Raw genomic sequence first — 24,869 nt, forward strand, 5'->3', positions numbered from 1 at the left:
AAGCACCCAATGGCACATCGGCGTGATCGGAGGCTCGGGCCTCTCCGCCGGAATCGAACTGGAAAATGCGCAGGCGATCCAGGTCAACAGTCCCTTCGGCCTGCCTTCGGGCATGGTGACGACGGGCACGCTGCACGGGGTGCGTTTCAGTTTCCTCGCAAGGCACGGGGCCGGGCATCGTATCCCGCCCTCGAACCTCAACTATCGCGCGAATATCGATGCCCTCAAGCGCTGCGGGGTGACGGACGTGCTCTCGCTCTCGGCGATCGGTTCGCTGCGCGAGGAGATGGCGCCGGGGCATTTCACGATGGTCGACCAGTTCATCGATCGTACCCATGGGCGTGAGAACAGCTTCTTCGGCACGGGCCTCGTCGCGCATGTCAGCCTGGCCGATCCGGTCTGTCCGCGCCTGTCGCAACTGGCGATGGAGGCCGCACGCGCGACCGGCGCGACCGTCCATCCGGCGGCGACCTATGTTGCCATCGAAGGGCCGCAGTTCTCGACCCGGGCCGAAAGCCGGATGTACCGGAGTTGGGGTGCTGATGTGATCGGCATGACCGCGATGCCAGAGGCCCGGCTCGCCCGGGAGGCGGAACTGCCTTACGCGGTGCTTGGCATGGTGACGGACTACGATTCGTGGCGCGATTTTGGCGCGGCGGTGGAAGTCAGCCATGTTCTTGAAGTGATGGAGCACAACGCGCAGTTGGCCCGCGCGGCAGTGGAGGAATTCGCCCTGCGCCTGCCTGCGGAGCGCGAGGCCAGCCCGATTGACACCACGCTCGACAATGCGCTGGTGACACCCCAGAACTTGCGCGATCCTGCTCTTGTCATGAAGCTCGATGCCATCGCCCGCCGCCTGTTCGGCGAGCGATACTGACGCGCTGTCGGCAGGAAAGGAAGGCATGGCGCGCCGTCGCAAGCGCTGGCTGACGGCGACAATGCCCGATGGCTATGTGAAAACCATTGGGCCGACCGCCGACCCGTTCACCCATTACTGGCGGATCGTTGCCGAACTCGAAAACGGCAAGACCGAGGTGTTCTGGGGGCATGCGGGCTCTTTGGTAGAGGCGAAGGGCAAGCGTGCTGCCACGGCGGAAGCGGCGAAGATGCGCGGCTGGGCCGGTTGGCGCTTCGAAATAGCCGAACTCGTTGAAAGCGACGAGGCGCCCTGAGCGCTCGGAAGAACTTGTCCGATCCTGCTTTGCAGCGCAGTTTGCGGGGATGCAGGACCTGATCGCCGCCATAGAGCGCTTCGTTGCCCGCCAGTCCGGGGAGAGCCCTTACGCCACGCCGGTAGACGGCATGATCGTGATGCGCTCGGACCATCCCAAGCCATCGGGGCATCTGTTGTTCCGTCCTTCCCTTTGCGTGGTGGCCCAAGGGGCGAAGTGGGCGACGTTCGGGGGCGAGCGGCTGGAATACCGGGCCGGACAGGCGCTGGTGATCGGCGTGGAGACCCCGTCGATCGGGCGTGTGGTCGAGGCCTGTCCTGCCGAACCCTGTCTAGTTCTGGCTTTCGAACTGGACCCGGCGATTATGCGCAGCGTCGCTCAGGATCTGCCGGATCTGCCGGGATTCGCGGGAGAGCCGACGCGGGGCGTTCACGTTACTGATTTCGACGGCCCTCTCGCTGCCTGTGCGCTGCGGCTGGTCGAGCTATGCGATACGCCAGAGGCCGTGCCGGTTCTGCAACCTCTGATCCTGCGAGAGATTGCCTATCGCCTCCTTACCGGGCCTCGTGGCGGGGAAATCGCGCGGCTGACTTTGGCTGGAAGTCCATCCCGACCGGTAATCGAGGCGCTGCACTGGCTGCGTGAACGATTTCGCGAGACGGTTCGCGTGGAGGACATGGCGGCGGTCGCCCGTATGAGCGCATCGGCGTTCCATCGCCATTTCAAGGCGCTGACGGCGATGAGCCCGTTGCAATACCAGAAGCGCCTGCGGCTGCTGGAAGCAAGGCGGTTGATGGTGGCGCGGGCCTTCAATGTCGAGACGGCCTGTTTCGAGGTTGGCTACGAAAGCCCCTCGCAGTTCAGTCGCGATTACAGCCGCCTGTTCGGCGCAGCGCCCAAGCGGGACGTCGCCGAACTTCGCGTCGCATTGGCCGGAGCGCGGGAGAATGTCGTCGCAAGCGCCTTCTGGGACGGACCGGCCTGATTGCCGGTCTCTTATACCAAACTCCCTTAGGCGTGGCCGGGGCCCCCATTCGAAAAAGCATCGGCGATCGAGCAGGCTGCCGGGCCGAGGATGACGACGAACAGGGTGGGAAGGATGAACAGGATCAGCGGCACCGTCATGATTGCGGGCAGTCGCGCTGCCTTTTCTTCGGCCCGCATCATGCGCTCGTTGCGGAATTCGGCGGAAAGAACGCGCAGGGCCGAGGCCAGCGGGGTGCCGTAGCGCTCGGTCTGGATCATCGTGGTAACGACGCCGCGCACCGAGTCGAGATTGACGCGCCAGGACAGGTTCTCGAAGGCCATTCGGCGCTCGGTCAGGAACGACAGTTCGATCGAGGTGAGCGAAAACTCTTCACCCAGTTCGGGGTAGGCGCGACCCAGTTCACGCGCGACGCGCTCGAACGCGGCATCGACGGTGAGACCGGCCTCGGCACAGATCACCAGTAGATCGAGCGCGTCGGGCAGGCCCTTGCGGATCGCGGCGGTGCGCTTGGTTGCCAGATTCTGGATGAAAAGGTCCGGCCCCTTGTAACCGGCGAGCACGAGGATCGCGAAGGCGCCGAACTTCTTCATCGGCCCCCAGGCCGGGAAATAGTTCGCCCAGTAGATCACGGCTGCTGCGAACAGGCCCAGGGCGATCGGCAGCACCAGTCGGCCGAAGATGACGGCGACGGCCCATTCCTTCTCGCGGATTCCGGCAAAGGCAAGCTTCTGCTGGATTTCCTTGATCTGGCTGTCCTGCAGGACTTTCAGCTTGGCGAGAAAGGCGCCCATGCGATCGGTAGTGTCATTGCGACGGATGACAGACTGTCGCTTGCGTGCGCCGGTGGTGATCCCGGCCTTGAGTTCCTCGCGGCGCGCGGTGAGCGTTTTCACGCGCTTGCTCATCGGATCGCGCACGGTCACGGCGGCATAGATCGCCAACATCACCGCCGCGGCAGCAACAGCCGCGAGAATCGAGGCGACGAAGATCACGTTGATACCGAGAAGGGTGGGGCCGGCAGGCTGGCTCAGCATGGCGTCTCTCTTTTTTCCGGTCCGCGCATCAGATCTCGAAGTTGCACATCTTGGCCATTGCGAAGGCGCCGATGGACATCCAGATGAAACCGCCGATCCCGGCGACCATCAGGCGCGGATCGACGAAGAAATTGCCGATGTACTTGGGGTTCACCATGTAGATCAGCCCGAAGACGATGAACGGCAGCGAGCCGACGATGTAGGCCGATGCCTTGGATTCCGAACTCATGGCGCGGATCTTGAGCTTCATCTGCGCGCGCTTTCGCAGCACATCGGCAAGGTTGGCCAGTGTTTCGGCAAGATTGCCACCCGTTTCCCGCTGAATGGCGAGGGTGATGCAGAAGAAGTTGAACTCCGGCATCTGCAGGCGATCGGCGGTATCCTGAAGCGCATCCTCCATGGCCCGGCCGATCTTCATGCGCTCTGTCACGAGCTTGAATTCCTGCCCCACCGGTCCGGGGACTTCTGCGGACACGATGCCCAGCGTTTCGGTAACCGGAAGGCCCGAGCGAAGACCGCGCACAAGCAATTCGATTGCGTCCGGGAATTTTGAGGTGAACTGATTGCCTCGCCGCTTGATCGCCATGCCCAGCACCATGTGAGGCAGGCCGGCTCCAGCGAACAGGCCCAGCATCAGCGCCAGGATCGGGGCATGGGTCTTGACCAGCATGAACAGGAAAACCAGCGCGCCGACGCCGGCCGAGGCGTAGAGGTACTGCTGGATCGTCCACTTCTTGCCCGAGCGTTCCAGCCGCAGGGCCAGCGCATCGATGCGCGACGTGGATCCGGCGGGACCGCGCCGGGCAGGGCGACGACGGGCGGCAACAGCCTTGCGCATCTGGGCTTCTGCACGGTCCATTGCCGAGCCGGAATGGCGAAAGCGCACGGCTTTCAGGCGGCGCGTCGATTCTTTGCTGGTCGAAGGGCCGGAAAACGCCATGAAGACCAACACGATCAACGTGGTGATACCGGCGGCTACGATCAGGAGCGGAAGCGTGTTCATCGCGCTGTCCAGACGGGGCATGGCCACCCGCATGCGTCACCGGCCCGTTCGCAAATGGGCGGGCGTTGCCGGGGCATGACGGTGGCGGCGTGGATCATCGGGCCGGAACCCCGGCCTTCTTGGCGGTGGCTTTGGGCATCAGCGACTTGAGGTCGAACTTGCCCAGCAACGAGGTCTTGGGCGTCGCTTCGGTCTTCCCGGAAAGCTCTGCGCTGGTGGCCACTACGGCGCGTTCGAGATCGTGGATGGCAGCGGTCGCCTTGCTTGTCTTCGCCGCATCTACCAGCGTCTGCCCCAGTTTTGCTGCGGTCGAGGTTGCTTTCAGGTCATAGGGGATCAGGTGGTCGATCCGGGTCTCGATCGAAGCTTCGAAATCGCTCTTGCTGATCTCGGCCATCGCGGGCTGGACCTTGTTCGCCACGATCAGGATCTGTGTATGGCTGGCGTTGCTGCGCAGCCAGGAGAGGATACGGATCGTGTCGCGCGCCGAGGCCAGCGTCATTTCGACCACCAGCACGATCACGTTCACTTCGGCCAGCAGTTGCGGGAAGTTGATGAGGATATTGCGCGGCAGGTCGATTACCGACATGTCGAACGCCTGCTTGAACTCTTCGAGCAGTTGCAGGAATGCACTGCCATCCGTGAGCACCGGCGCGGTAATCGGCGCTTCAGCGGAAAGGATCGCGAGGTTGTCATTCGCGCGGATCATAGCACGCTCGATGAACAGGCCGTCGATGCGGCTGGGTGTCTCGATCGCATCGGCAAGCCCGCGCCCCGGTTCGAGGTCGAGGCACAGTGCGCCGGTGCCGAAGTGAATGTCGAGATCGAGCAGTGCCGTCGGGAACTTGTCCTCGATGCTCATCAGCCAGGCGAGCGAAGTGGCGATCGTCGAAGCGCCGATACCGCCTCGGGTGCCGATGACGGCAGTCGAGAGGTGGCGTCGTACATCGCCGTCGCCATGCCGCGGGGCCGAGAAGACCGCCTGCGCCTGGCTGATGGCATCGCGCACCTGCCCCTGCGACAGCGGCTTGAGCAGATAGTCGTGGATGCCGCTGGCCAGCAGGTCACGGTATAGGCGTACGTCGTTGACCTGTCCCACCGCGATCACGATCGTCCCCGGCTCGCACACTTCGGCGAGCGCGTTGATGTCACTCAGCGGATCGCCGCTTTCGGACAGGTCGATCATCAGGATGTTCGGGCTCGCCGAGACGGACAGAGACTGCACGGCGCTGCGCAGGCCGCCGCGATGACACTTCTCCGGCGGCCAGCCCATCTCGATGGAGATCTGGCGAATTACGTCGAGCGAGGTTTCGTCGCACATGTAGGCGCAGAACTGATCCCGGGCCTGGCCCGAGCCTTTCCAGGGTGCGTTCATGTCAGTTGCTCCCTCCGCTTGAACCGCTGCTGCTGCTGGTCGATGAACTGCTCGACAGGCCCTTAGAGCCGGTCGTGTCGGCCTTGCGGTAGGCGTCGATGGCCTTGGAGGTGGTCATCGCCTGTGTGCTGCCGGTGTCGGTTTGACCCTGCACCAGATCCTGTGGATTGGCGACCATCGCGGCCAGGTTGGAATTGACCGCGCAGCCGAAGTTCGCGCTGGTGGCGTTGTTCGGGTTGAAGTCCGACTTGCCCTTCCAGTCCGGACAGCCGGGGACCGAAGCCTTGTAGCGCGTGATTATGACACGGGCGGTGCCTGCCGTGACGTAGCCGGTCGTCACCGGCGCGGCACCGTCAAGCGCGATGCCCGCGCGCTGGCTGATCGCCGCGACGGCATCGCGAACTGCCGGAACGGCTGCGGGGTCGTCGAGATAGAGATGATCGCCGTACTTGACGCTCATGGCCCCCAGCCAATCGTTAAGACGGCGTCCCTCGCCCGGCGCCAGACCGTCGGGCGTCGTGGCGATGTCGAGCGTGTAGTCGTTGCGCGAGACTTCGGGCTGGTGAATCGAATCAAGCGAGCGGTTGGTCGGAACCCCGCCGCAGGCGCCAAGCGTAAGCGCCAGCGACAGAGCGAGTGTTCCGGCTGCGATCCGCAACGACCGGCGGGGGCCGGAAGAGCGCAAAGGAGAAGCGGTTGTCATGTCCGGTGTCTTTCTCAGTTCGAGCCGAAGCCGGGGCGTGCGGCGGCGGCATCGTCCGCCGAAGTGCTGCGCTTCTTGGCGGCGGCGGCAGGCATTGCAGTGTCAGCCTGACCGACGCCGGGGCTGGCAGAGGCGTTGCCGGGCGCCATCGTCGCGCCGGTGCGGGGCGCGCCACTTTGGCCGTCATGTGCGGCATTGCCGAGGATCTGCTGGAGTTCGTTGGCGCTCTGGAACCCATCGGTCGGAAGCGCGATCTGCGCACCGGTGACGGGATTGACCAGATAGGGCGTGACGACGATCACCAGCTCGGTTTCTCCGCGCTGATAGCTGGTCGAACGGAAAAGCGAGCCCAGTACCGGAATGTCGCCGGCGCCCGGCATCTTCTGGATCGAGTTCTGCTCGCTGGTGCTGAGCAGGCCAGCAATCATGAAGCTCTGGCCCGAGCCGAGTTCGACAGTGGTTTCGGTGCGTCGCACGGTAAGGGCAGGTACCGAATAGCCATTCAGCGTCACTTCGCCGTCGCTCGACAGTTCGGAAACCTCGGGACGCACGCGCAGCGAAATGCGACCGTTGGCCAGTACGGTGGGCGTATAAGACAGGCTGACGCCATAGTTTTTGTACTGGATTGTGACGCTGGTGCCGCCGCTGGAGCCTTGCGAAACCGGGATCGGGTACTCACCGCCGGCGAGGAAGTCGGCCGTCTCACCCGATAGCGCCGTGAGGTTGGGCTGCGCCAGCGTATGCACGAGGCCAACGGTTTCACCGGCATCGAGCGCACCGATCAGATTGAGTCCGAGCAGCTTTCCTGCCGCGCCGATCGTCGTCGCGCCGCTTGTCACTGCGATGTCCGACTGGTTGGCTCCGCTCGTGGCGGTGACGCCGACACCGAGAGATCCCCCGGCAACGTACTGTGTGTTAACAGCACTGCCCTGGCCGATGCCGAACTTGAAGCCGCTTGAGGTGTCTGCCGATGCCAGGCGCACGCCCAGCGAACGCACCAGCGAGCGCGTCACTTCGGCGATGCGAACCTGGAGGTTGACCTGCAGGGGCGTCGCCACGCGAAGACGGCTGATGACGTTGCTGTCCTTGCCCATATAGGCCGTAACGAGGCGCTCGGCTTCCGCCGCGTCCTCGGGCTGTCGCACGGTGCCGGTCAGCAGCACGGTGCTTGAACCGATGGTGGAGACCGCGATCTGCGCCTCTGGCATGGCAAGGCGCAGCATCTGGTCCACGCTGTCGATGTTGGAGCCGACGCGGACCGTTGCCGACCATACCACCGCCCCTGCCGCGTTGCTGGCATAGACGGTGGTGGTGCCGCCCGCCTTGCCGAAGACGTAGAGCTGGCTCTTCGACTTGACCTGCACATCGGCAACGGCGTCGTTGGCGACGAAGACGTCGTTCATCGTGCCGGGGACGGTGATCAGTTCGCCATTGCCGATCGACAGGGCGATGTCGTGCGCGGGCTTGGTGACTGCCTGTGCATTGGCGGGGGCGGCGCTCGCCATACCCAGGCCAAGTGGCGCAAGCACACAGGCGGAGATCAGCAGGGACTTGATAAGGTGCGATTTCATGACCTTGCCCTTGGAGGAAGAACCCTTGATGAGCGGGTTCTTCGTGGAGCGGAGCGCGTTGCGCAGGTGCGTGTGATGCGACATGGCGATCTTACTTGCTCACCGGTTCGTCGGTCGTGGTCTTGCCGCGGGTGACGTGGACGACGGGGCCTGCCGGACGTGTCGGAGCGGCCGTGCCAGCGACTGCCGGACCTGCCACTGCCATTTGCTGGCGCGGCGCCATTCGCGGCATCGACGAGCGCTGGAACCGCGAAACATCGCCGCCGGTGACGTAGGACGATTTGCTGTCCATCGGCTGGCTCATTGCGTTGCGCATCAGCGCGTCTTCCTGCTTGGGCGAGGCGCCGTCGGGGACCTTGACGTCGCCGTCGGCCAGCATCTTCTCGAATTCGCCGCTGCTGTCCTGGATCGAACGCAGCGAAAGGCTCAGCTGGCCCAGTTCCTGCGCCACGGCGACCTTTTCGGCGATGCGGGGCGTGACTTCGAGCGTGACGGTCTGGAAGGCATGGACCACGGTCTTGCCGTCTTCGGTTTCGTTTTCGGTCGACTGGTCGGTGGCGAGAACGCGCACGTTGCGTAGGATCGTTTCTGCAGCGGCCAGATCCTGACCCTGACCGTCACCCTTGACCTCCTGCGTCAGCACGAGGTCTACGCGGTCGCCGGGGAACACGAAGCCGCCCACGGCGGTCTTGGCGTTGACCGGGATCGTGACAGCGCGCATGCCCGGCCCGAGTGCTGCTGCCAGAAATCCGCGGTCGCCCGGTTTGACCAGCGCGCCCTGCGTCAGCGGCTGGCCAGCCGTGATCGGAAAGCGCACGACGGTGCCGAGCAGCTTGTTCATGTCGGTCTGGCCGTCGAGGAAATAGGCGTCCTTGACCAGTCCCTTGGGCCAGTCCTGAAATGACAGGGCGTCGGCAGTGATGATCGTGCCGACCGGCAACTGGCGCTGGGCGACCAGAACCTTGGGGCCCTTGGGCTGCACGGTCTCGACCACGGCTCCGGCGCGCGGTGCGGCACTGCCCGCAAAGAGCGAGCGTGCGGCCATCGCGGTCCCCGCCGCGACGACCAGCGCCAGCACCAGAAGCAGCAGCTTATTTCTGTCCATGGCTATGCAAGCCCCCTAGAATCCCTGTCATCGTCCGTACGAATCTGGAGTAAAATGGTTAAAATCGGGTTCACCCCAAGCCGCCCACGTTTCCCGTGAGTTGCCCGGCGGTGTGCAGCGCATGCTCGCCCAGAATCCACAGCCCAGCCGCAGAAATGGCCACGCCGTAAGGGATCGGGAGGCGTGATTTCTGTCGCCGCATGATGTGCATCAGGCCCGCTCCGATTACGGCAAACGCCGTAAGCAGCAGCGCAAACAGCATCCATATCGACGGAATCGCGGTGAGAACCGTTTCGATTCGCGACGCTGGCACCAGTGGGCGATGGGTGATTAGCGAGATGACCACAGAAGCGATGGCTCCCACCCAGACGAGCGCGGCCAGCACCGCCAGCCCGTCACGCAGGGTTTCGCCCGGAACGCGGCGCATGTTGAAGGCGGCCATCGCCACCGAAGCGCCGCCGCCCAGGATCGCCATCAGCACCACCAGTTGCAGGAAGCTTTCCGGCACGAACCACAGCGCCAGCGCGGTCAGCAGCTTGACGTCGCCGCCACCCATCTGGCGCAGAGCGAAGAGCAGGCAGCCGAGAGCGAACGTCCCCGCCGCAAGGGCGATCTGGATCGCCACTGCGGCCCAGCTATAGGCGCTCACCAGCCACCACAGCGGCGCGGCGAGGGCGATGGCGAGGTTCAGGCCGTTGTCGATCTCGCGACGGCGAATGTCGGTAAAGGCTGCCACGACAAGCGCGGTTGCCAGCGCTCCCGGCAATGCGTACGAAATTAGTCCGAGCGGCATGACATACATTCCCAATTCGAGACTGCATGTACGCGCGCACCGCTTAGCAAATAGTAACCAAACCCGAGAGGCTCCCATTCCCGACCTGTCCCCCGAGCGCGCTGGCGAAACTGTCGTCACGGACCGCGCCCGCACCCGCACGATTCCTTCCCGCGCTCGCGAATGGCGCTGGGCGGCGCCGGGAGGAGGGCCTGACGGGCAGGAGTTGCGCCGGATCGAGTGGTCGCCCGCGCTGGCCGAAGGCGAGGTGGCGCGCGGCTCGCTGATGTTCGTGCCCGGACGTGGGGACGCTTACGAGAAGTGGCTCGAATCGCTTATCGACTGGTCGGATGCCGGATGGAACGTCGCCTCGTTCGACTGGCGCGGGCAGGCGCTCAGCGGGCGGCTCGGCAAGGATGCGCTGACCGGGCATATTCCTGACTTCGCGATCTGGATCGACGACTTCGCCGCGATCTGGGCAGACTGGGTCGCGCGCACGCCGGGGCCGCATGTGTTGATCGGACATTCGATGGGCGGACACCTCAGTTTGCGCGCCGTTGCCGAAAAGCGCGTGATGCCTGACGCCCTCGTACTCTCCGCGCCGATGCTGGGCATCCATCCCGCCGCTGTACCAAGCCGTGTGCTGCTACCCGTCGCTAAGGTGATCGCCGCGCTGGGCGACCGTCGTCGCCCCGGCTGGAAGCACAGCGAGAAACCCCAGTTCCCGCCCGTCGATCGCGCGAAATTGCTGACCCATGACGAAGCGCGCTATGCCGACGAGGCGTGGTGGCGCCAGCAGCGTCCGGGGCTCGCCATGGGCGCGGCAAGCTGGGGCTGGATCGAACGCGCGCTCTCCTCGATCCACGGCCTCGAAAAACGCGGCGTGCCCGAAAGCGTGAGGGTGCCGGTGCTGCTGTTCGGCACATCTGCCGATGGACTGGTGTCCTGGCCCGCGATCGAACGCGCGGCGAAGCGCTTGCCGAACGCGCGGCTGCTGTCGTTCGGGAGTGAGGCCCGGCACGAAATCCTGCGCGAGGTCGATCCCGTGCGCGACCGGGCGATGCAGGCGGTCACTGCCTTTCTGGACGAGGTGGCTCCCGCCCGTTAGGGGCTGCGGGCATGGAAGGCCGTTACGATATCGCGATCATCGGCGCGGGGATGGCAGGCGCCTCGCTGGCCGCTGGGCTCGATGGCAAGGCGCGCGTGTTGCTGGCCGAGGCGGAGGGCGTGCCCGGCTATCACACCACGGGGCGTTCGGCTGCGTTTTGGATGGAGAGCTACGGCGGCGCTGGAATGCAGCCGCTCACGCTTGCCTCGCGCGCACCGCTCGACGCGCTTGGCGCGCTGACCCCGCGTGCCGCGCTGACGCTGGCGAAGGCGGGACAGGAGACAGCGCTTCAGGCCTTCGCCGCACCGTTCCGGGCGTTGGGTGTCGAGATGCCGGATCTCTACCGGGCGGAGATCGCCGCGCGCGTGCCGGGTCTGCACGCCGACTGGACCTGCGGCGTGCTCGAACCCAGTTGCTGCGATATCGACGTGGCGCGGGTGCATCAGCACTACCTTTCGCAGGCGCGCCGCGATGGCGTGGATCTGTGGACGCGCGCCCGTCTTGCGTCTGCCGAGCGCCTGACCGGCGGCTGGGCGTTGACGTTCGAGGATGGACGCGAGGCGCGGGCAGCGGTGCTGGTCAATGCCGCAGGCGCCTGGGCGGACCCGGTGGCGGGGCTGGCAGGCGTACGTCCGCTCGGGATCGTGCCGTTGCGCCGGACGATGGCGCAAGTCGCCGTCGCGCCTGCGACGACGGCGGCGCTGCCGCTGGTGCTCGACCTCGACGGCAGCTTCTACTTCAAGCCCGAGAGCGGTGGCATCTGGCTCAGCCCGCACGACGAGACGCCGAGCGTACCCTGCGATGCGGCGCCCGACAAGGCCGACGTCTCGCTGGCGCTGGACCGTCTCTCTCGCGTGGTGGACTGGCGGGTCGAGCGGGTGGAGCGGCGCTGGGCGGGCCTGCGCTCGTTCGCGCCGGACCGGATGGCCGTCTACGGTTTCGATCCGCGCGACCCGGCGTTCTTCTGGTTCGCCGGGCAGGGCGGCTTCGGCATCCAGACCGCGCCTGCCGCCGCGCAGCTCGGCGCCCGTCTGCTGCTGGGCGAAGGCGGAGGTGACATCGACCCGGTGCCCTATTCGCCGGCGCGCTTCGCTTCGGGACATCTCGCTTAGAGCGGGTTTCGACCAGTGTGAGGCGGTAGAGATCCCGTACGATGTCGCTTTGTAACTCATAATCCCGGCCGGTAAATGAGGCTGGTATGGATGGGGCGCCCGCTTTTGATGGATTCGTGCTCCCGGCTTTTGGCATTGTTCGGGAAGATCGGCGGGCGAATGGTCAGCGGCCTGTGGAGCCTCATCGGCAAGCTCGTCGACATCTGCCGGCCCGCCGAATGCTCCAATTACTTCAGATCTTGCAGATATGATCCGGACTGATCGGAATTTGCTCCAGGCGGAGGACAAGTACAGCGATGAATACGGCTAGTGCGGTCCAACCTGCAGATGACAGCGCATATCTGTGCCCAGGCCCCCTTATTGCGGCAGAACCTGGTGTTTGTCAGGCGCAGGCGGGGCGGGGAAGGTCTGCGGCGGGCTCTTTGCCAGCTGTGCGAGCCCTTCCTGCACCGCGCGCTCCAACTGCGGATCACGGCCCTGGCGAATTAGTTCGGGGTTCTCGATCACTTCGACGTCGGGCGTGATGCCGATGCCTTCGACTTCCCATTCCCCTTGCGTGCCATAGATAGCCCAGCGCGGCGCAGTTACCGTGCCGCCGTCGATCAGCGAGGGATAGTCGCCGATGCCCACCAGCCCGCCCCAGGTCCGTGTGCCGACGAGCGTGCCGACATGGTTCTTCTTGAACAACCAGGGCAGGGCGTCGCCGCCTGAACCGGACATCTCGTTGATGATCATCACCTTTGGCCCGAAGATCGACTGCGCGGGTTCGACCATGGGGTCGCCCTCGCGCGTTGAGTTGACCATCTGCGGCGTGTGTTGCAACTGCTGGATGATGTAGTCGGCGATGTCGCCACCGTGATTGAAACGCTCGTCTATGATCGCCCCCTGCTTACCTACCTGCGAATAGTAATACCGGTTGAAGTTCGCAAAGCCCCCGTTAGCGGTATCGGGCAGGTAGACATAGGCGAGCTTGCCTCCGGAAAGGCGATCCACCGTGTGGCGGTTGTGTTCCATCCAGTCGCGCAAGCGCAGTTGCGTCTCGCTGGCGACGGGCACCACAGTAACTTCGTGCGAGCCCGTGCCGTCGGCATGTGGGCTGACCGTCAGCACGGTGTGCTTGCCTGCTGTGCCGTCGAGCGCCTTTTCTATCGGCGCATCGCCCGAAACCGGCTGGCCGTTGACTGCAAGCAGGAATTCGCCTGCCTTCACGTCGATACCCGGCTGGCTGAGCGGGGCGACCAGCTTGGGGTTCCAGTTCTCACCTTGCAAGATTCTTGCGATACGCCAGTGGCCGTCTGCCAGATCGAAATCGGCGCCGAGCAGACCGACTTGCGCCTTGCCCTGTTCGGGCATGTCGCCGCCGTTGATAAAGGTGTGGCCGACCTCGATCTGGCCGGTCATTTCCTCGAACAGCGTGTTGAGATCCTGCCGCGCCGCGATGCCCGGCAGGAAGCGGGCATAAAGCGCCCTGGCGCGCGGCAGGTCGAGACCATGGTAGTGCGGATCGTAGAAGAAATCGCGCTCGATCCGCCAGGTCTCGTAATACATCTGCTTCCACTCGGCGCGTGGATTAACCCACACGCTCATCGTGGAAAGCGCCAGTTCGCCGTCGCCGTCCTTTAGCGGGGCGTCAGCGGGCGCGATCACCCAGCTGTCCTTGCGCGCAAGCAGCATCTTCGAGCCATCGGCCGAGAGCGAGAAGCTGCCCGGCGCAACTTCGTCCGCGAGTTTCGTGTTCTTGCGGTCCTTGAAGTCGAAACGGAACAGCGTCGCGGTGCCGGTGTCATCGTCCCCTTCGTAGTCCGCATCGGTCTGCGCGGGGCGCAAGGTGAGGGTATAGACCACACCACTCTTGCCGACTTCGAGGTCGGCGAAATTGGCGCGCGGGATCGGCAGGGCCAGGATGCGCTGGTCGAGATCGGCGAAATCGATAGTGACCGGCGGAGGCGGCCCTTTGCCCGCCGCCCCGTCGTCCTTCGTACCGTCGGGCGCGGTGTCGGTGGTCGCGGCGTCAGGTGTAGCGGAGGTGTGTTTGCCGTGCGCGGTTCGCTTCATCGGCGGGCCGGGGTGCGGTTCTTCGGCGGCGCTTTCCTCGTCGCTCTGCGGGAGCACCGGCGAGGGAATGTCCTTGCGCAGCACCATGACGTAGACTGCACCATCCACCGCCCGGCCCATGCTCGACATGTCCAGCCAGCCCGCGCCGGGGCCGTGATCGGTGCTGGCGGTGAAGTAGAGGTACTTGCCGCTGGCATCGAAGCGGGGCGATGACACGTCGCTGGTGCCGTCGGTCAGCTGCGTCGCCTTGCCGGTGGCCAGAGAATAGGCCCAGGCGGCATGCAGGTGGTTGGGCAACTGCTTGGTGTAGACGATCCAGCGGCTGTCCGCAGACCAGGCCGGATCGAAATCGAAATTGGGCGTGTCGTACCGATCGGTATCTATCTTGGTGATTGCGCCGTCGTGATCGAGATCGATCATCCACAGGTTCAGTCGCTTGTCGTGGAACACGATCTTTCGGCTGTCGGGCGACCAGTGCGGGCTGTAGAAGAACGAGCCGGGCGTCCCCAGCGCGATCTTGCGGACCGGGCCGACCCCTTCGGCGGGGCGGATGTGCAACGCGTATTCGCCCGATTCGTCGGAGAAATAGGCGACCGACTTGCCGTCGGGCGAGGGTGCCGGGTCCCGATCCGCGACGCCGGGAGATTGCGTGAGGTTGCGGATCTCGCCCTTTTCCGCAGGGGCTGAGAGGATCTCGCCGTGCGCCTCGATGATTGCGCGCTTGCCCGATGGGGTGATTGCGGCATGTTCGATCGAGTCCGGCTGGATCGTCTCGAAATGGGGGCGGACCTGCGGCAGGTCGGCGTCGATTGTGACCGGCACCACGCTGACCGTGCCACTGGCCGTATCGTAGATCTCCAGCTTGCCGAACGCGTCGATTACAATGCCGCCGGGACCGGCCGAGGCAGAGGCCATGTCGAAACCTTGCGCGTTGTCGATCAGGCGGCGAACAGTGCCGGTCTTCACGTCATAGGCATAAAGCGTGGTTGGTCCGTCGCGGTCGGACAGGAAATAGAGCGTGTCGCCCACCCACATCGGGGCGCGATCGTTGCTGTTCGGGCGCGGGATGGGGGTGATGTGCGAGGTGGCGAGATCCGCGATCCAGATGCGTGCGGTCTGCCCGCCGCGATACTGCTTCCACGCCGGCTGCCACTGCGGATAGGGATCGTAGGCAAGGCGAGTGCCATCGGGTGAGAAGCTGCCCGCCTCGCCCGATGGCAGCGGCACTATGCGCGGCGGGCCGCCTGCGGCATCGACGAGATAGAGTTGGTCGAGATCACGCGCGGCAGCGCGCGGGCTGCGAAACAGGATGGACTTGCCATCCGGCGTCCAGGCCAGCGCAACATCGGCGCTGGGGTGCCAGGTCAGCCGACGCGGCTCGCCTCCACTGGCAGGCACGACATAGACATCGGTATTCCCGTCATAGCGACCGGTGAAGGCGATCTGGCTACCATCGGGCGAGAAGATCGGCGCGCGCAACTGCCCCTGTCCGGTGACCAGCCGGGCGGCCCGGCCGCCTGCGCGAGGGACAATCCAGATTTCGCCCGCGTACTCGAACGCGATTGCCGTCGCTGACAGCGAGGGGTGCTGTAGCAGGAGCGGCGGCTGGGCCGGGGCATTGTCAGTGGGAGCGGTCGAAGGACTGGCCGCCAGAGCCGAAGTCGTGCCCATCAGGAACGCAAGCCCACACGCGAAAAAACGTCGCCGCATCGAGATCCCCTGTCTGATAGTCCGGCGGCGCGGCTTGTCAGTACCTGCGCTTCCGGTTGGCTGAGAGTGTTGAATATGAACGATAGTACGTGCTCGTCAACGCCGCAGGTTGGTTGGCAATATTCTGATAGAAGTTCATTGAGGATTCTGGTGAGAATACATCCGTGGTAGGATCTGAGCGCACTTTGATTTCTGGATGCCTTCTTCTTTTAAAATTTCCGCCTTTAGAGCTGATCATGCTTCCAGCAATCGCCTGATCGGTCTGCTCAGCACCATCAGGGCGCGTCTTCCCGCGCCGACGACCGCAGCATGTAGGAACTAGAATTTCTGGGGAATCATGGTCTCGTACAAACCTCCCAGCCGACCGCTGATGATGCTTGCCGCAAATGTCGCGGGTACATTGAACTGGTTCAACCTTCGTCGCCTGCTCGAACCTGTCGGCAGCTTACCTCCTGCCGAGGCTGAAGAACTCTATTATGCCATGCTGGATGACTTCTCCACGGCGGAGTAACTTAAACCAAGCAGCCTCCGGTACACCCGGCGCAGTTCAGTTTGACGATTTCAATGGCCGGTTTGCCGATGTCGGCGTGTTTTCCTGAGCTGGCTGTGCGTATATCTGCAATCGGCGACGGCGTGGCGTGGCAGTGGGGAAAATTTGATGATCTCTGCCAGAGTCAGAAGGGCGCTGTTACGGTCCGGTTTCGTTATGAAATATTTGTATTTATTCGCTTGAAAAATGTCGCGAAGATCATAGGACAAGATGATATTCGATTTTATTAATCATAATATTACTTCTGGCGGTTCAGAAGTTTCCTTGATGATGGAAATTGACTATTTCCAAAGCAACGCCTTGCGGCCTGATCTTGCACGCTTTCTCCACAGGTCGATGTACATCCACAGCTCCGAAGCAGATAGAAAGGCGAGTGAAATCCCTGCCAGCAGATCGAGCATTCGCGCTGGCAAACCGAGCAGTTCGCCGGAATGGAAATGCTTCATCCATTCATGCACATTGGTTCCAAAGGGGAACGCCGATCTGGGATGAAGCGGAGAACTGAGACCTTGTTTCTGGCCGCTGGCGGCGTTGTAAACGAGCTGGCGCGTCGGATCGCTTGCGGTGACGACCGCGCCTTCGGCCTGGCCGTACCAGACGCGGGCGTGGATGGTGCGGATCGGTGTGTCGGGCTCTTGCGCTCTGAACGCATGCATTGTGCTTCGTGCGACGGTGGCGACTTGCGCATCGCTGATCGCCAGTGTTTCGGGCGGGGGCGGTGCCGGTTGAAGGTGGCATAGGTGCTCTCGAACCCGATCCAGGTGCCGTTGAAGGCGACAAGGATGAGCAGTATCGATGCAGCTACCGAAACGCCGCGATGCAGGGAGCGCCATTTGTCCGAAATCATCCAGAACATGTCGGGACGCTTGATCTTGCGACGCTGCTTGAGCAGGCGGAAATACATGATCAGCCCGGTGACGATCAGAGCAGACATGGCAAGGCCGGACAGCAGCTCGATATAGACGCCGGGCACGTCGCGCAGACCGAAGAAGTTGGGCCCCCAGAAACGGTGCCATTGCTTGAGCGTCTGGCGCAGCGACGGGGCCGGGTAGGCGCCGCGCATGTCGATGGACGCGACCGGCCGGCCGGTCGCGATGTCGAACGCGAGCGCCGAAACCGGTGTGCCGATGCGGCGTGGGTGGGGCGGGGGCCGGGATCGGCATAGGCGACTTGGCCGACGACGCGCCCGTCAACCATGCGCAGTTCGGCGAAGGCCGGGGTCATGTCGGGTCGGACCTCGTGAAAGCGGGTCAGCGCGAGGGAAAAGCCGCGCGCGACGTTGACATTCGCTGGTAGCGAGCCTGCGCTCCAGTCTGCGAGCGTGACAGCAGAGTAGAAGCCGTTGCCGAACCTACCTTCATTGATCGACTGCATCGTCGGGTCGCTCTCGGGCTTGCCGGTGAGCAGCGCCGTCAGGTCCAGCGTCTGGATCAGGGTTCCGGTCACGCCGATATAGAGCAGGAACAGGCAGGCGATCAGCGAGAGCACCCGGTGCACCGTGCGCATCTCGATCGATTTGCCGCTTCGTCTGGCGACGGGCGGGGCAGCGGCCTTCCGGAAGGGCGCGGGCGGGGCAGGATTGATGTCTGGCAAAGGTGGGCACTCCCTTTGCCCTGAGCGGCGCGACGGACGGGGCGCACCGCTCAGGGGCTGAGACTGAAATTACTGGCGGGTGGTGGTGCAATCGATCGACGTGGGCGTGGCGGTGCACCAGCGCATGTATCCGGGCTTGTAGAATCCGGCACCGGGCCAATTTCCGAGACCGGCCGGGGCTGGATGTGCGGCGCCTTCACGAAATTGGCGGCGACCCGGACATCGCCTTTTCCGGTGTATTGCGCGATGTAGGGGTAGGGGTAGATCGGCCGGGTCAGGTCGGGCGCGGCGAGGGTAGCCTGACGCGGCCCGGCCCCCTGCTCCATTCCCGGTCCGCGCGGCGGTGAACCCCGGCAAGCGCTCCCGGCGCGATCCCGCGCTCGACCCACAGCATAAGCGGTTCGAGCAGGTCGCTAATCACAGGGCCATCGCCGCCTCCGCAATGGTACACGCCGGGCAAAACGTAGAAGCGGACGAAAACATCGACCGTCTTCTCGCCCATCTGGCTTTGCAGCGCCTGATAATAGAGGACGGACTGGTGAACCATGACGTTGGTATCGGCCAATGCCATCCACAGGATCAGCTTGCGGCCCGCCTTCTCATGTGCGCCGCGATAGATTTCCTGTGCGACATGGATCTGTGCCGGGGTCGGGCAGGTGGCGGGATCCTGACCCGGCCTGCACTCCACCACGGTAATGTCGGGGTGGCAGGCATAGGGCAGCGAGACGATACCGTCCCTGGCACCATCCGCCGCATCGCACTGGTCCAGCACTGCCTTGTGCAGGATGGGCAGCTTGTCGGCGGTCAGGATTGGCCCGCCATCGGGCGCGGTGTTGGTCATCACGTTCCACGCGGTGAACAAGCCGTTGTTGACGGTGGTGTTGATAGGCGGGCAGCCTGCGCCGATCCCGTCGAAATCGAGCGGGAAGCGCTGCCGGGTTCATCTATTCTAACCAGCAGAACTTCAAGGGCAAGGAGCTGGATCTGCTGGCGCGGACCACGATCCGCGGCTCTTACGAGCACCGCTTCGACCTTGCCGGTGGTGGCAACATCACGGCTCACGTGAACATGACTTACAACAGCGGCTACAAGGTGAGCAATTATGCCGGTGACGGCAACCCATTCACCGGCGTCTATACTGTTCTTCTGGCCCAGTTCACCCAGAAGTCCTTTACGCGCAGTGACCTGATGATCAGCTATACGACTGCATCGTGCAAGTTCAGCATCGACGCCTTCGTGCACAACATCGAGAACAAGATGCAATTGCTGGGCGCGCCGCAGAGCATCAATCCTGGTCCGATCGACAACCCGACATCGGGCGCGGCCGATCGCACGACAGTCCGGGTCTCTGACCCGCGCCTGTTCGGTGTACGCCTGACAGTGCGTTACTGACCATGGATTTCGGGCCGCGTTTCCCCTTTTCGGGAAGGCGGCCCGATTTTTTCCTTAAGGGAACGTATCTTGATGCAGGCGCCTGCTGGAATGCCCGCCAACCCGTCGGCAATTGTGCTCAGGTTTCAGAAATGAGTGCAATCGACGGCCCCGTAAGCGAGCGCGTTGACTGTCGTTAGTGGCGGGCATGGAACTGCACCGGAATTATCACGAGAGAGGTTGCGTGGTCGCTGGGGGCTGGTCCTGCTCGCCCTCTCGGAGGGCCAGGCGATGGCATCCGAACACCGGCGCAATCCCTTGATCACATGCTTTTCGATCGTGGAAATACTGAGGCCGAGTTGCCTTGCGATTTCGCTTTGGGACAATCCGTCGATCTTGCGCATCGAAAAGACCTTGCCGCACTGTGGGGGCAGTGACGAGATGCATTTTGTCACTGTTGCCCAGTCATCGCGCGCGACCACGATCCGCTCAGCTGAGGGCGCTTCGCAAGCGATGTCGAAATTCTCCAGATTGTCGATGGTCTGGATCGTCAGGACCCTGTCACGGCGCGCGACCTGCAACGCGAGATTGCGCATTGTGGCGATGCTGAAGGCCCGAACATTGTCGATCCCGTGCCAGTTTTCGTACCGGAAGAGCTGTTCCATCGTATCCTGCAACAGGTCTTCGGGGTCGATGGTGATGCCGTGGCACAACCGCCGGGCATGGCGTTTCAGGTCGGATTCGAGCGGGAGGACGGCCATGCGGAACCAGCGGTGCCGGTCGTTGTCGAGCCCCGTCATGAGATGTTCGATTCACGATACGCGGCCAAGCATTGCCTTGCCCCTGCGAAACACCAGGCGTCCCATCATCGCTCTCTCCCCGAGTGCCGATTGTTTTTCAGGTCGCTATGCGGGGTCGGATTAAACTGAATCTGAATGCGGTGCGGGGCGTCGATTGCGCTTCGGGGAGAGGCGGATCTGGTGGCGATACGGGTGCGAAACCGCGCCTTCGCCGCGCGCTGCGGCTCGTTTGATTTCGGTTCAGGATGATGGGCTATGGCGGCTCTCGGGAGCCTGGATCAACGGAAAGAACGATGCCCTTACTGCGCCATGCCTTGCTTGTTTCCGCTGCGTTGACAGTCGCTTCTGCCGGTCCGGTACGCGCGGACGAGCCGATGGGTCTGCATGCGGATACGGCGCCGACTTCGGTCCCCGCCGGTGTGAGGACGACTTTCGTGCATCATGCCGACGATGACTACGGCGTGCTGTATGAACCGACAAAGCCGCGAGACAGGGCGACCATTGGCATCGTCGTCACGCACTATGGCGATTATACCCGCTTCATCGCCTGTCCCGAGCTTGCCCGTCGCGGCTATCGCGTCCTGTGTGAGAGCCCGAGCAGCGGGAACCTCGACAAGACGCTTGCGGAGACAGGGCTGGCGGTCGATTTTCTCAAGCGCCTTACGGGCGTGCGCAAGGTTGTCTTGCTGGGGCTCAGCGGAGGGGCGACGATCGTCAGCGCCTATCAGGCGATGGCGGAAAGCGGCCTCGGTTTTTGCCAGGATGCGCGCATGGTCCATGCCTGTCCCTCGGGCCTTGCCGGGCTGACCCCGGCGGATGGTGTCGTCCTGCCGGATGCCAACTGGGGGGATGCGGAAATGACGCTGTTCAGCATCGACCCTGCGGTAGTCGACGAAAGCGATGGAACCGCGGTCGACGAAGGTCTCGACATGTATTCCGCCAAGATCGGATTCTCGCCGGGGGCAGCCATTACAGCGAAGACTTTCGCCGCAAGTTTCTGGCGGCCGAGGCCGCGCGCTACAACCGTCTGGTCGCCGCAGCGCAGGCCCGTGCCGCACGTCTCGATGCCGGCACCGCTGCATTCATCGGCGATGCCTCGATGGTTATTCCCGGCGGCAGCAGTCTGGGACCGAACAACAAGCTTTTCTCGCAGGATACCGCCTTGCTCTCGACATCGAGCAAGCCTTATCCGCTGCTCCACAAGGGCGGCGCCCAGACCACCGAAGTGATCTATTCGCTGCGCGTCGGGCAAGGGCATGGCATCCCTGCGGCGAACTTCCGGATGGGCGCCATGAATACCACGGTGCGCGATTTCCTGTCCGGTTTCGCCATCCGGGTCGCGCCCGATTTCTATTACGATGCCACCTCGATCCACGGGATCGACTGGGATTCCAGTTACGCCAACCCGCCGGGCAATGTTGCGTATATTCATGTGCCGCTGATCGCCATGGGCATGACGGGCCACTGGGAAGGCCTGGCCGCCGAGACGATCTATGAGCATGCCGCCAGCGCTGACAAGCAGATCGCCTTCGTCGAGGGCGCCTCGCACATGTACGTGCCTTGCACGGAGTGCGAACGGGAGCCCGGTGAATTCGGCGACACCGTCAAGACACTGTTTGATTACCTCGACGGCTGGCTGTCGAAGCCGGGCCGCTTCCTCCCAACACGCTGATCGCCGATAGAGAGATGGAGCATTTACCCATGGCCAACCGACCCCTTAGCCTCACGAGCGCCGTGCTGGGCACCACCATGTTGTTCGGTGCCGTTGCGCTACAGGCGCAGGACGGGCACCCGGAGCGGAACACGACACCCCCAAGCCCGCAATCGATGACGGGCGACTACTTCGACATTCCGCAAAGTGCGCAGTTGAAGGTGCCGCTTGGTCCTCCCGCCGGGCCGCGCCCCAAGGACTTGCCGCACCGCCCAATCCCGGCTTCGATTCTGGGGCCGAACGGAGAACTGGCCGCCGAAGCGGCATTGGCTACGCTTCATTCGTGTACGAAGGACGGGTACAGCGTGACAGTCGCCGTGTCGGACTCCGCAGGCAACCTCAAGGCAGCGCTGGCGGGCGAGGGCACCATGCCCAATGGCATTCACATGGCCATGCACAAGACCCTGACGGTCGTAGGTTTCCGCATGTCGACACTGCAGCTGCGGGCCAGAATCGAGAAGGATCCATCGCTCATGGATCAGGTGAAGCCGCATATGTCGCTCCTGCCCGGCGGCCTGCCGATCATCAAGGACGGTCGGTTCCTGGGTGCGATCGCCACAAGTTGTGCCAGTGCCCACGAAGAGGAAAAGTGTGCCGCAGATGGAATCGCGAAAATCGTTGATAGGCTTTGAGAGTTTCCCCGGGGGCAGTTCACTCCGATCGGGCCTGAGACTGAGCAGCGCCTAGACCGCATCGGCTAAAAGGGTGTCAGTTTCTGCCGGTGCCGGGCGTTATGGCTCTTGTAGATGAAGCGGGTCTCACTGCAGGAAGAATCTGCCGGACCGCTAGGTAGGGGTGTCGACGCAAGCAATGAGGTCAGATGTGAGCGAACGGAACGCATTTACGAAGGAAAGGCCGGGTAATGAAGTGAATGGACGGCGCCTCGCGATTGATCCGCGGGCATTGATGACCTTTCGCGCAGTTTGTCAGGCGGGCTCGATCAGCGGAGCCGCACGGGATCTCAATATTTCTCAGCCGTCGGTCTCGAACACCATCGCTCTGCTTGAACGTAGTCTCGGTGCCAGTCTTTTTGCGCGTGGGCGCGGAGGAATTGCGCTGACGTCAGAGGGCGAAGCGCTGCAACGCCGGGCAGAAGCCTTGTCAACACTGCTGGTCGACGCTGCTCTTGATATTGATAATGCACGTCTCGGTATCGCTGGGCCGTTACGCGTTGCTGGAACGCCCGGTGCATTGCTGACACTGTTGCCTGGCGTGATTCCTGAGGTGGAAGCGCAAGTCGGCAAGTTTTCCCTCAGCGTGCTGGAGCGTGATGATGCCCAATTGCTCGACATGCTGCGAAAGGGGGTGATCGAGTTGGCATTTGTCACCACCCGGATCGAGCAGCGCCCGGATGATATGGCGGAAGTCACATGCGCGAGCGATCCGTTTTCGCTGGTTGTAGGCGCGCAGCACTTTGATCTGGGCAACGAGATATCCTTGCGAGATGCTGCTGCGTGGAACTGGGTACTTCCGGAGGCGCGGGGAGCATTCCGCCGGCAGGTCGATGCGCTGTTCCTTTCGGCGGGAGTGAGCGTGCCATTGACGGCGATCCGCTGTGATTCGCTGCTGACCACCCGTGCCATTGTGCGCGAAACTGACCGGGTGACGGTACTCCCGCGCACGGTGGTGGGCGAGGATATCGCCAATGGTTCGTTGCGCGCGATCACTATCCGCGAGGCGGAATTCGACAGGAATGTCGGTGTGTTACACCTCGCCAACCAGTCGCTCTCACCGCTTGCGCGAGTGCTGTTCGAGGCCTTGCCGAGGCTGGAGTGATCCGGGCCGGCATTCCATAGTTAAAAACTATGGAGATCGAAATATTCATTATTTTACATGGTATCCGTGAGGTTTTACACCGAATCAGAACCCAGAACACAAACGATTGGGGTAGAGGAACCATGCGGACACTGATCCGTGACATCGCCATTTTCGACGGCACGGGAGCGCCGCTGCAGCGCGGCCGGGTATTGATCGAGGATGAGCGCATCGCCGATGTCTCGCTGGGCGAGAGTGCCATGCCAGACATTGCGGCGGATATCGTGATCGACGGGCGCGGCATGACCCTGATGCCCGGCCTGATCGATGCGCATACGCACCTAACCTGGGCATCCTCGATCGAGAAGGTCTATCACCAGTTCATTCTGCCGCCGGACGAGTTGAAGGTCGCTGCCTGGCGCAATGCGCGCGTGCTGCTCGACCATGGCTATACTAGCCTCTATTCCGCCGGTGCGCTGGGGGACGGCATCGAGCCGGATCTGGCCCGTGCGATAGAGCGGGGCGAGACGCCGGGGCCGCGTCTGGTGCCCTCCACGCTGGAGCGCAGCCCGGAAGGGGGCGAAGGGGTCGAGACCGGCGGCGTGTTCAACGGTCGCGGACCCGATGCGATGCGCGCTTTCGTCGGTTACTGTGCGGATGAAGGGGTGAAGTCGATCAAGCTCGTGGTTTCGGGCGAGGATGCGCTCAAGCCCAATTCGGCGATGGACGTTCTCTATACCCGCGACGAGATGATGGCGGCGGGCGAGGCAACCCGCGCGGCGGGCCTGTGGATCGCCTGCCACGTCTATTCGGGCGAAGCGATCGGCCTGGCGCTCGATGCCGGTGCGCGCATCCTCTATCACTGCTCGTTCGCAGACGAAGCCGCGCTCGATCGTATGGCGGCTGACAGGGACACGTTCTTCTATGCGCCGGGGCCGGGTGTGTCGGTTGCCGCGCTCGAAGCCAATCCGCCGCCGCATGTCGACATGACGCACATGAAGGCCAGCGCGCGGAAGCGCCTCGACATCGAGGCCAAGCTGGTGCCCGAACTGAAGAAGCGCGGCGTGCGTATTCTGATCGGTGGCGATTACGGTTTCCCGTTCAATCCGCATGGCCGCAATGCCCGTGATCTTGAGCATTTCGTGACCTATTACGGCTTCACCCCGGCAGAGGCGCTCCGCGCCGCAACCCAGTACGGTGGCGAGCTGATGGGGATCGAGACCGGACTGGTAAAGGAGGGCTATCTTGCCGATCTGCTTCTGGTTGATGGCGATCCGACGCAGGATGTCACCATCCTCCAGAACCCTGCCAACATCCATATGATCATGAAGGACGGCGCGCTGCACAAGGCGCTGGCCGAGCCTCAAACCGCGAGCTGATC

The 24,869-nt window shown here is 63.5% G+C and carries 24 protein-coding genes and 3 pseudogenes; 14 read left to right on the forward strand and 13 right to left on the reverse strand.

The window, feature by feature from the left end; all coding sequences use genetic code 11:
- Positions 1-22: 22 nt before the first annotated feature.
- The 3 genes from mtnP to AC3EC3_RS14635 are packed head-to-tail and all read left to right on the forward strand — an operon-like array spanning position 23 to position 2,157.
- The gene (mtnP, locus tag AC3EC3_RS14625; protein ID WP_488490335.1) at positions 23-877 is read left to right on the forward strand and encodes an S-methyl-5'-thioadenosine phosphorylase; all 855 of its coding nucleotides are present in this window, start codon (positions 23-25) and stop codon (positions 875-877) included.
- A 25-nt stretch (positions 878-902) separates the two neighbouring features.
- Complete coding sequence (locus AC3EC3_RS14630) at positions 903-1,172, forward strand: hypothetical protein (protein ID WP_488490336.1); 270 nt, start codon at positions 903-905, stop codon at positions 1,170-1,172.
- 49 nt (positions 1,173-1,221) lie between these two features.
- Positions 1,222-2,157 (forward strand): AraC family transcriptional regulator, encoded by a 936-nt coding sequence (locus AC3EC3_RS14635; RefSeq protein WP_488490337.1) that lies wholly within the window; start codon positions 1,222-1,224, stop codon positions 2,155-2,157.
- Positions 2,158-2,183: 26 nt separating this feature from the next.
- Here the strand turns inward: AC3EC3_RS14635 and AC3EC3_RS14640 are convergent, their stop codons facing one another.
- From AC3EC3_RS14640 to AC3EC3_RS14670, 7 genes are all read right to left on the reverse strand, one after another.
- On the reverse strand, positions 2,184-3,194 hold the full coding sequence (locus AC3EC3_RS14640; protein WP_488490338.1) for a type II secretion system F family protein: 1,011 nt from the start codon (positions 3,192-3,194) through the stop codon (positions 2,184-2,186).
- A gap of 28 nt (positions 3,195-3,222) precedes the next feature.
- Positions 3,223-4,197: a type II secretion system F family protein gene (locus AC3EC3_RS14645; RefSeq protein ID WP_488490414.1), complete on the reverse strand. Its 975-nt coding sequence runs from the start codon at positions 4,195-4,197 to the stop codon at positions 3,223-3,225.
- A 94-nt stretch (positions 4,198-4,291) separates the two neighbouring features.
- Positions 4,292-5,572, reverse strand: coding sequence for a CpaE/TadZ family protein (locus tag AC3EC3_RS14650; RefSeq protein ID WP_488490339.1), 1,281 nt, complete (start codon positions 5,570-5,572; stop codon positions 4,292-4,294).
- 1 nt (position 5,573) lies between these two features.
- Positions 5,574-6,275, reverse strand: a complete 702-nt coding sequence (locus AC3EC3_RS14655; protein WP_488490340.1) for a CpaD family pilus assembly protein — start codon at positions 6,273-6,275, stop codon at positions 5,574-5,576.
- Positions 6,276-6,289: 14 nt separating this feature from the next.
- On the reverse strand, positions 6,290-7,846 hold the full coding sequence (locus AC3EC3_RS14660) for a type II and III secretion system protein family protein (protein ID WP_488490415.1): 1,557 nt from the start codon (positions 7,844-7,846) through the stop codon (positions 6,290-6,292).
- Between the two features lie 91 nt (positions 7,847-7,937).
- Positions 7,938-8,951, reverse strand: coding sequence for a Flp pilus assembly protein CpaB (cpaB, locus tag AC3EC3_RS14665; RefSeq protein ID WP_488490341.1), 1,014 nt, complete (start codon positions 8,949-8,951; stop codon positions 7,938-7,940).
- Between the two features lie 70 nt (positions 8,952-9,021).
- On the reverse strand, positions 9,022-9,744 hold the full coding sequence (locus tag AC3EC3_RS14670) for an A24 family peptidase (RefSeq protein WP_488490342.1): 723 nt from the start codon (positions 9,742-9,744) through the stop codon (positions 9,022-9,024).
- A gap of 85 nt (positions 9,745-9,829) precedes the next feature.
- Here AC3EC3_RS14670 and AC3EC3_RS14675 point away from each other — a divergent pair, with 85 nt between their 5' ends.
- The 3 genes and pseudogenes from AC3EC3_RS14675 to AC3EC3_RS14685 form a co-directional block, all read left to right on the forward strand.
- Entirely contained in the window at positions 9,830-10,831 is a 1,002-nt protein-coding gene (locus AC3EC3_RS14675; protein ID WP_488490416.1) for an alpha/beta fold hydrolase, read from the forward strand.
- A gap of 11 nt (positions 10,832-10,842) precedes the next feature.
- Positions 10,843-11,943, forward strand: a complete 1,101-nt coding sequence (locus AC3EC3_RS14680; RefSeq protein WP_488490343.1) for an NAD(P)/FAD-dependent oxidoreductase — start codon at positions 10,843-10,845, stop codon at positions 11,941-11,943.
- Positions 11,944-12,063: 120 nt separating this feature from the next.
- Positions 12,064-12,204, forward strand: a pseudogene (locus AC3EC3_RS14685) (IS630 family transposase); the annotation flags it as partial.
- A 96-nt stretch (positions 12,205-12,300) separates the two neighbouring features.
- On the opposite strand, the gene AC3EC3_RS14690 reads toward AC3EC3_RS14685, so the two are convergent.
- The gene (locus tag AC3EC3_RS14690; RefSeq protein ID WP_488490344.1) at positions 12,301-15,708 is read right to left on the reverse strand and encodes a S41 family peptidase; all 3,408 of its coding nucleotides are present in this window, start codon (positions 15,706-15,708) and stop codon (positions 12,301-12,303) included.
- Between the two features lie 370 nt (positions 15,709-16,078).
- Here AC3EC3_RS14690 and AC3EC3_RS14695 point away from each other — a divergent pair, with 370 nt between their 5' ends.
- Positions 16,079-16,219, forward strand: coding sequence for a hypothetical protein (locus AC3EC3_RS14695; protein ID WP_488490420.1), 141 nt, complete (start codon positions 16,079-16,081; stop codon positions 16,217-16,219).
- 53 nt (positions 16,220-16,272) lie between these two features.
- Positions 16,273-16,488: a hypothetical protein gene (locus AC3EC3_RS14700; protein ID WP_488490345.1), complete on the forward strand. Its 216-nt coding sequence runs from the start codon at positions 16,273-16,275 to the stop codon at positions 16,486-16,488.
- 51 nt (positions 16,489-16,539) lie between these two features.
- On the opposite strand, the gene AC3EC3_RS14705 is transcribed toward AC3EC3_RS14700, so the two are convergent.
- The 4 genes and pseudogenes from AC3EC3_RS14705 to AC3EC3_RS14720 all read right to left on the reverse strand — a co-directional run.
- Positions 16,540-16,914 carry a PepSY domain-containing protein gene (locus AC3EC3_RS14705; RefSeq protein WP_488490421.1) on the reverse strand — a complete coding sequence of 125 codons (375 nt, stop codon included), beginning with the start codon at positions 16,912-16,914 and terminating at the stop codon, positions 16,540-16,542.
- An 11-nt stretch (positions 16,915-16,925) separates the two neighbouring features.
- Positions 16,926-17,321, reverse strand: a pseudogene (locus AC3EC3_RS14710) (PepSY domain-containing protein); the annotation flags it as partial.
- Positions 17,322-18,125: 804 nt separating this feature from the next.
- Entirely contained in the window at positions 18,126-18,488 is a 363-nt protein-coding gene (locus tag AC3EC3_RS14715; RefSeq protein ID WP_488490417.1) for a tannase/feruloyl esterase family alpha/beta hydrolase, read from the reverse strand.
- Positions 18,462-18,773 (reverse strand): annotated as a pseudogene (locus AC3EC3_RS14720) (tannase/feruloyl esterase family alpha/beta hydrolase); the annotation flags it as partial. The pseudogene AC3EC3_RS14720 and the gene AC3EC3_RS14715, both read right to left, overlap by 27 nt.
- Positions 18,774-18,919: 146 nt before the next feature.
- Between AC3EC3_RS14720 and AC3EC3_RS14725 the strand changes: the two are divergent.
- Entirely contained in the window at positions 18,920-19,243 is a 324-nt protein-coding gene (locus AC3EC3_RS14725) for a hypothetical protein (RefSeq protein WP_488490346.1), read from the forward strand.
- Between the two features lie 125 nt (positions 19,244-19,368).
- On the opposite strand, the gene AC3EC3_RS14730 is transcribed toward AC3EC3_RS14725, so the two are convergent.
- A complete protein-coding gene (locus AC3EC3_RS14730; RefSeq protein WP_488490347.1) occupies positions 19,369-20,022 on the reverse strand; it encodes an RNA polymerase sigma factor in 654 nt (217 codons plus the stop codon).
- A gap of 293 nt (positions 20,023-20,315) precedes the next feature.
- Between AC3EC3_RS14730 and AC3EC3_RS14735 the strand changes: the two genes are divergently transcribed.
- From AC3EC3_RS14735 to AC3EC3_RS14755, 5 genes are all read left to right on the forward strand, one after another.
- Positions 20,316-21,251 (forward strand): hypothetical protein, encoded by a 936-nt coding sequence (locus AC3EC3_RS14735; protein ID WP_488490348.1) that lies wholly within the window; start codon positions 20,316-20,318, stop codon positions 21,249-21,251.
- Positions 21,185-21,694 carry a hypothetical protein gene (locus AC3EC3_RS14740; RefSeq protein WP_488490349.1) on the forward strand — a complete coding sequence of 170 codons (510 nt, stop codon included), beginning with the start codon at positions 21,185-21,187 and terminating at the stop codon, positions 21,692-21,694. Before AC3EC3_RS14735 ends, AC3EC3_RS14740 begins: the two co-directional genes overlap by 67 nt.
- Positions 21,695-21,723: 29 nt before the next feature.
- A complete protein-coding gene (locus AC3EC3_RS14745) occupies positions 21,724-22,365 on the forward strand; it encodes a GlcG/HbpS family heme-binding protein (protein WP_488490350.1) in 642 nt (213 codons plus the stop codon).
- Between the two features lie 190 nt (positions 22,366-22,555).
- Positions 22,556-23,509 (forward strand): LysR family transcriptional regulator, encoded by a 954-nt coding sequence (locus tag AC3EC3_RS14750; RefSeq protein WP_488490351.1) that lies wholly within the window; start codon positions 22,556-22,558, stop codon positions 23,507-23,509.
- Positions 23,510-23,631: 122 nt separating this feature from the next.
- Positions 23,632-24,867, forward strand: a complete 1,236-nt coding sequence (locus AC3EC3_RS14755) for an amidohydrolase family protein (protein WP_488490352.1) — start codon at positions 23,632-23,634, stop codon at positions 24,865-24,867.
- The last annotated feature ends 2 nt before the right edge of the window (positions 24,868-24,869 follow it).

This window comes from Novosphingobium sp. BAM6 (assembly GCF_057784955.1).

Bases quoted from the DNA above. Each gene is read 5' to 3' on its own strand.
- AC3EC3_RS14630 (WP_488490336.1), top strand. From the start codon at position 903: ATGGCGCGCCGTCGCAAGCGCTGGCTGACGGCGACAATGCCCGATGGC.
- AC3EC3_RS14635 (WP_488490337.1), top strand. From the start codon at position 1,222: ATGCAGGACCTGATCGCCGCCATAGAGCGCTTCGTTGCCCGCCAGTCC.
- AC3EC3_RS14640 (WP_488490338.1), bottom strand. From the start codon at position 3,194: ATGCTGAGCCAGCCTGCCGGCCCCACCCTTCTCGGTATCAACGTGATC.
- AC3EC3_RS14645 (WP_488490414.1), bottom strand. From the start codon at position 4,197: ATGAACACGCTTCCGCTCCTGATCGTAGCCGCCGGTATCACCACGTTG.
- AC3EC3_RS14650 (WP_488490339.1), bottom strand. From the start codon at position 5,572: ATGAACGCACCCTGGAAAGGCTCGGGCCAGGCCCGGGATCAGTTCTGC.
- AC3EC3_RS14655 (WP_488490340.1), bottom strand. From the start codon at position 6,275: ATGACAACCGCTTCTCCTTTGCGCTCTTCCGGCCCCCGCCGGTCGTTG.
- AC3EC3_RS14660 (WP_488490415.1), bottom strand. From the start codon at position 7,846: ATGAAATCGCACCTTATCAAGTCCCTGCTGATCTCCGCCTGTGTGCTT.
- cpaB (WP_488490341.1), bottom strand. From the start codon at position 8,951: ATGGACAGAAATAAGCTGCTGCTTCTGGTGCTGGCGCTGGTCGTCGCG.
- AC3EC3_RS14670 (WP_488490342.1), bottom strand. From the start codon at position 9,744: ATGCCGCTCGGACTAATTTCGTACGCATTGCCGGGAGCGCTGGCAACC.
- AC3EC3_RS14680 (WP_488490343.1), top strand. From the start codon at position 10,843: ATGGAAGGCCGTTACGATATCGCGATCATCGGCGCGGGGATGGCAGGC.
- AC3EC3_RS14690 (WP_488490344.1), bottom strand. From the start codon at position 15,708: ATGCGGCGACGTTTTTTCGCGTGTGGGCTTGCGTTCCTGATGGGCACG.
- AC3EC3_RS14695 (WP_488490420.1), top strand. From the start codon at position 16,079: ATGATGCTTGCCGCAAATGTCGCGGGTACATTGAACTGGTTCAACCTT.
- AC3EC3_RS14700 (WP_488490345.1), top strand. From the start codon at position 16,273: ATGGCCGGTTTGCCGATGTCGGCGTGTTTTCCTGAGCTGGCTGTGCGT.
- AC3EC3_RS14705 (WP_488490421.1), bottom strand. From the start codon at position 16,914: ATGCATGCGTTCAGAGCGCAAGAGCCCGACACACCGATCCGCACCATC.
- AC3EC3_RS14725 (WP_488490346.1), top strand. From the start codon at position 18,920: ATGACTTACAACAGCGGCTACAAGGTGAGCAATTATGCCGGTGACGGC.
- AC3EC3_RS14730 (WP_488490347.1), bottom strand. From the start codon at position 20,022: ATGACGGGGCTCGACAACGACCGGCACCGCTGGTTCCGCATGGCCGTC.
- AC3EC3_RS14735 (WP_488490348.1), top strand. From the start codon at position 20,316: ATGCCCTTACTGCGCCATGCCTTGCTTGTTTCCGCTGCGTTGACAGTC.
- AC3EC3_RS14745 (WP_488490350.1), top strand. From the start codon at position 21,724: ATGGCCAACCGACCCCTTAGCCTCACGAGCGCCGTGCTGGGCACCACC.
- AC3EC3_RS14755 (WP_488490352.1), top strand. From the start codon at position 23,632: ATGCGGACACTGATCCGTGACATCGCCATTTTCGACGGCACGGGAGCG.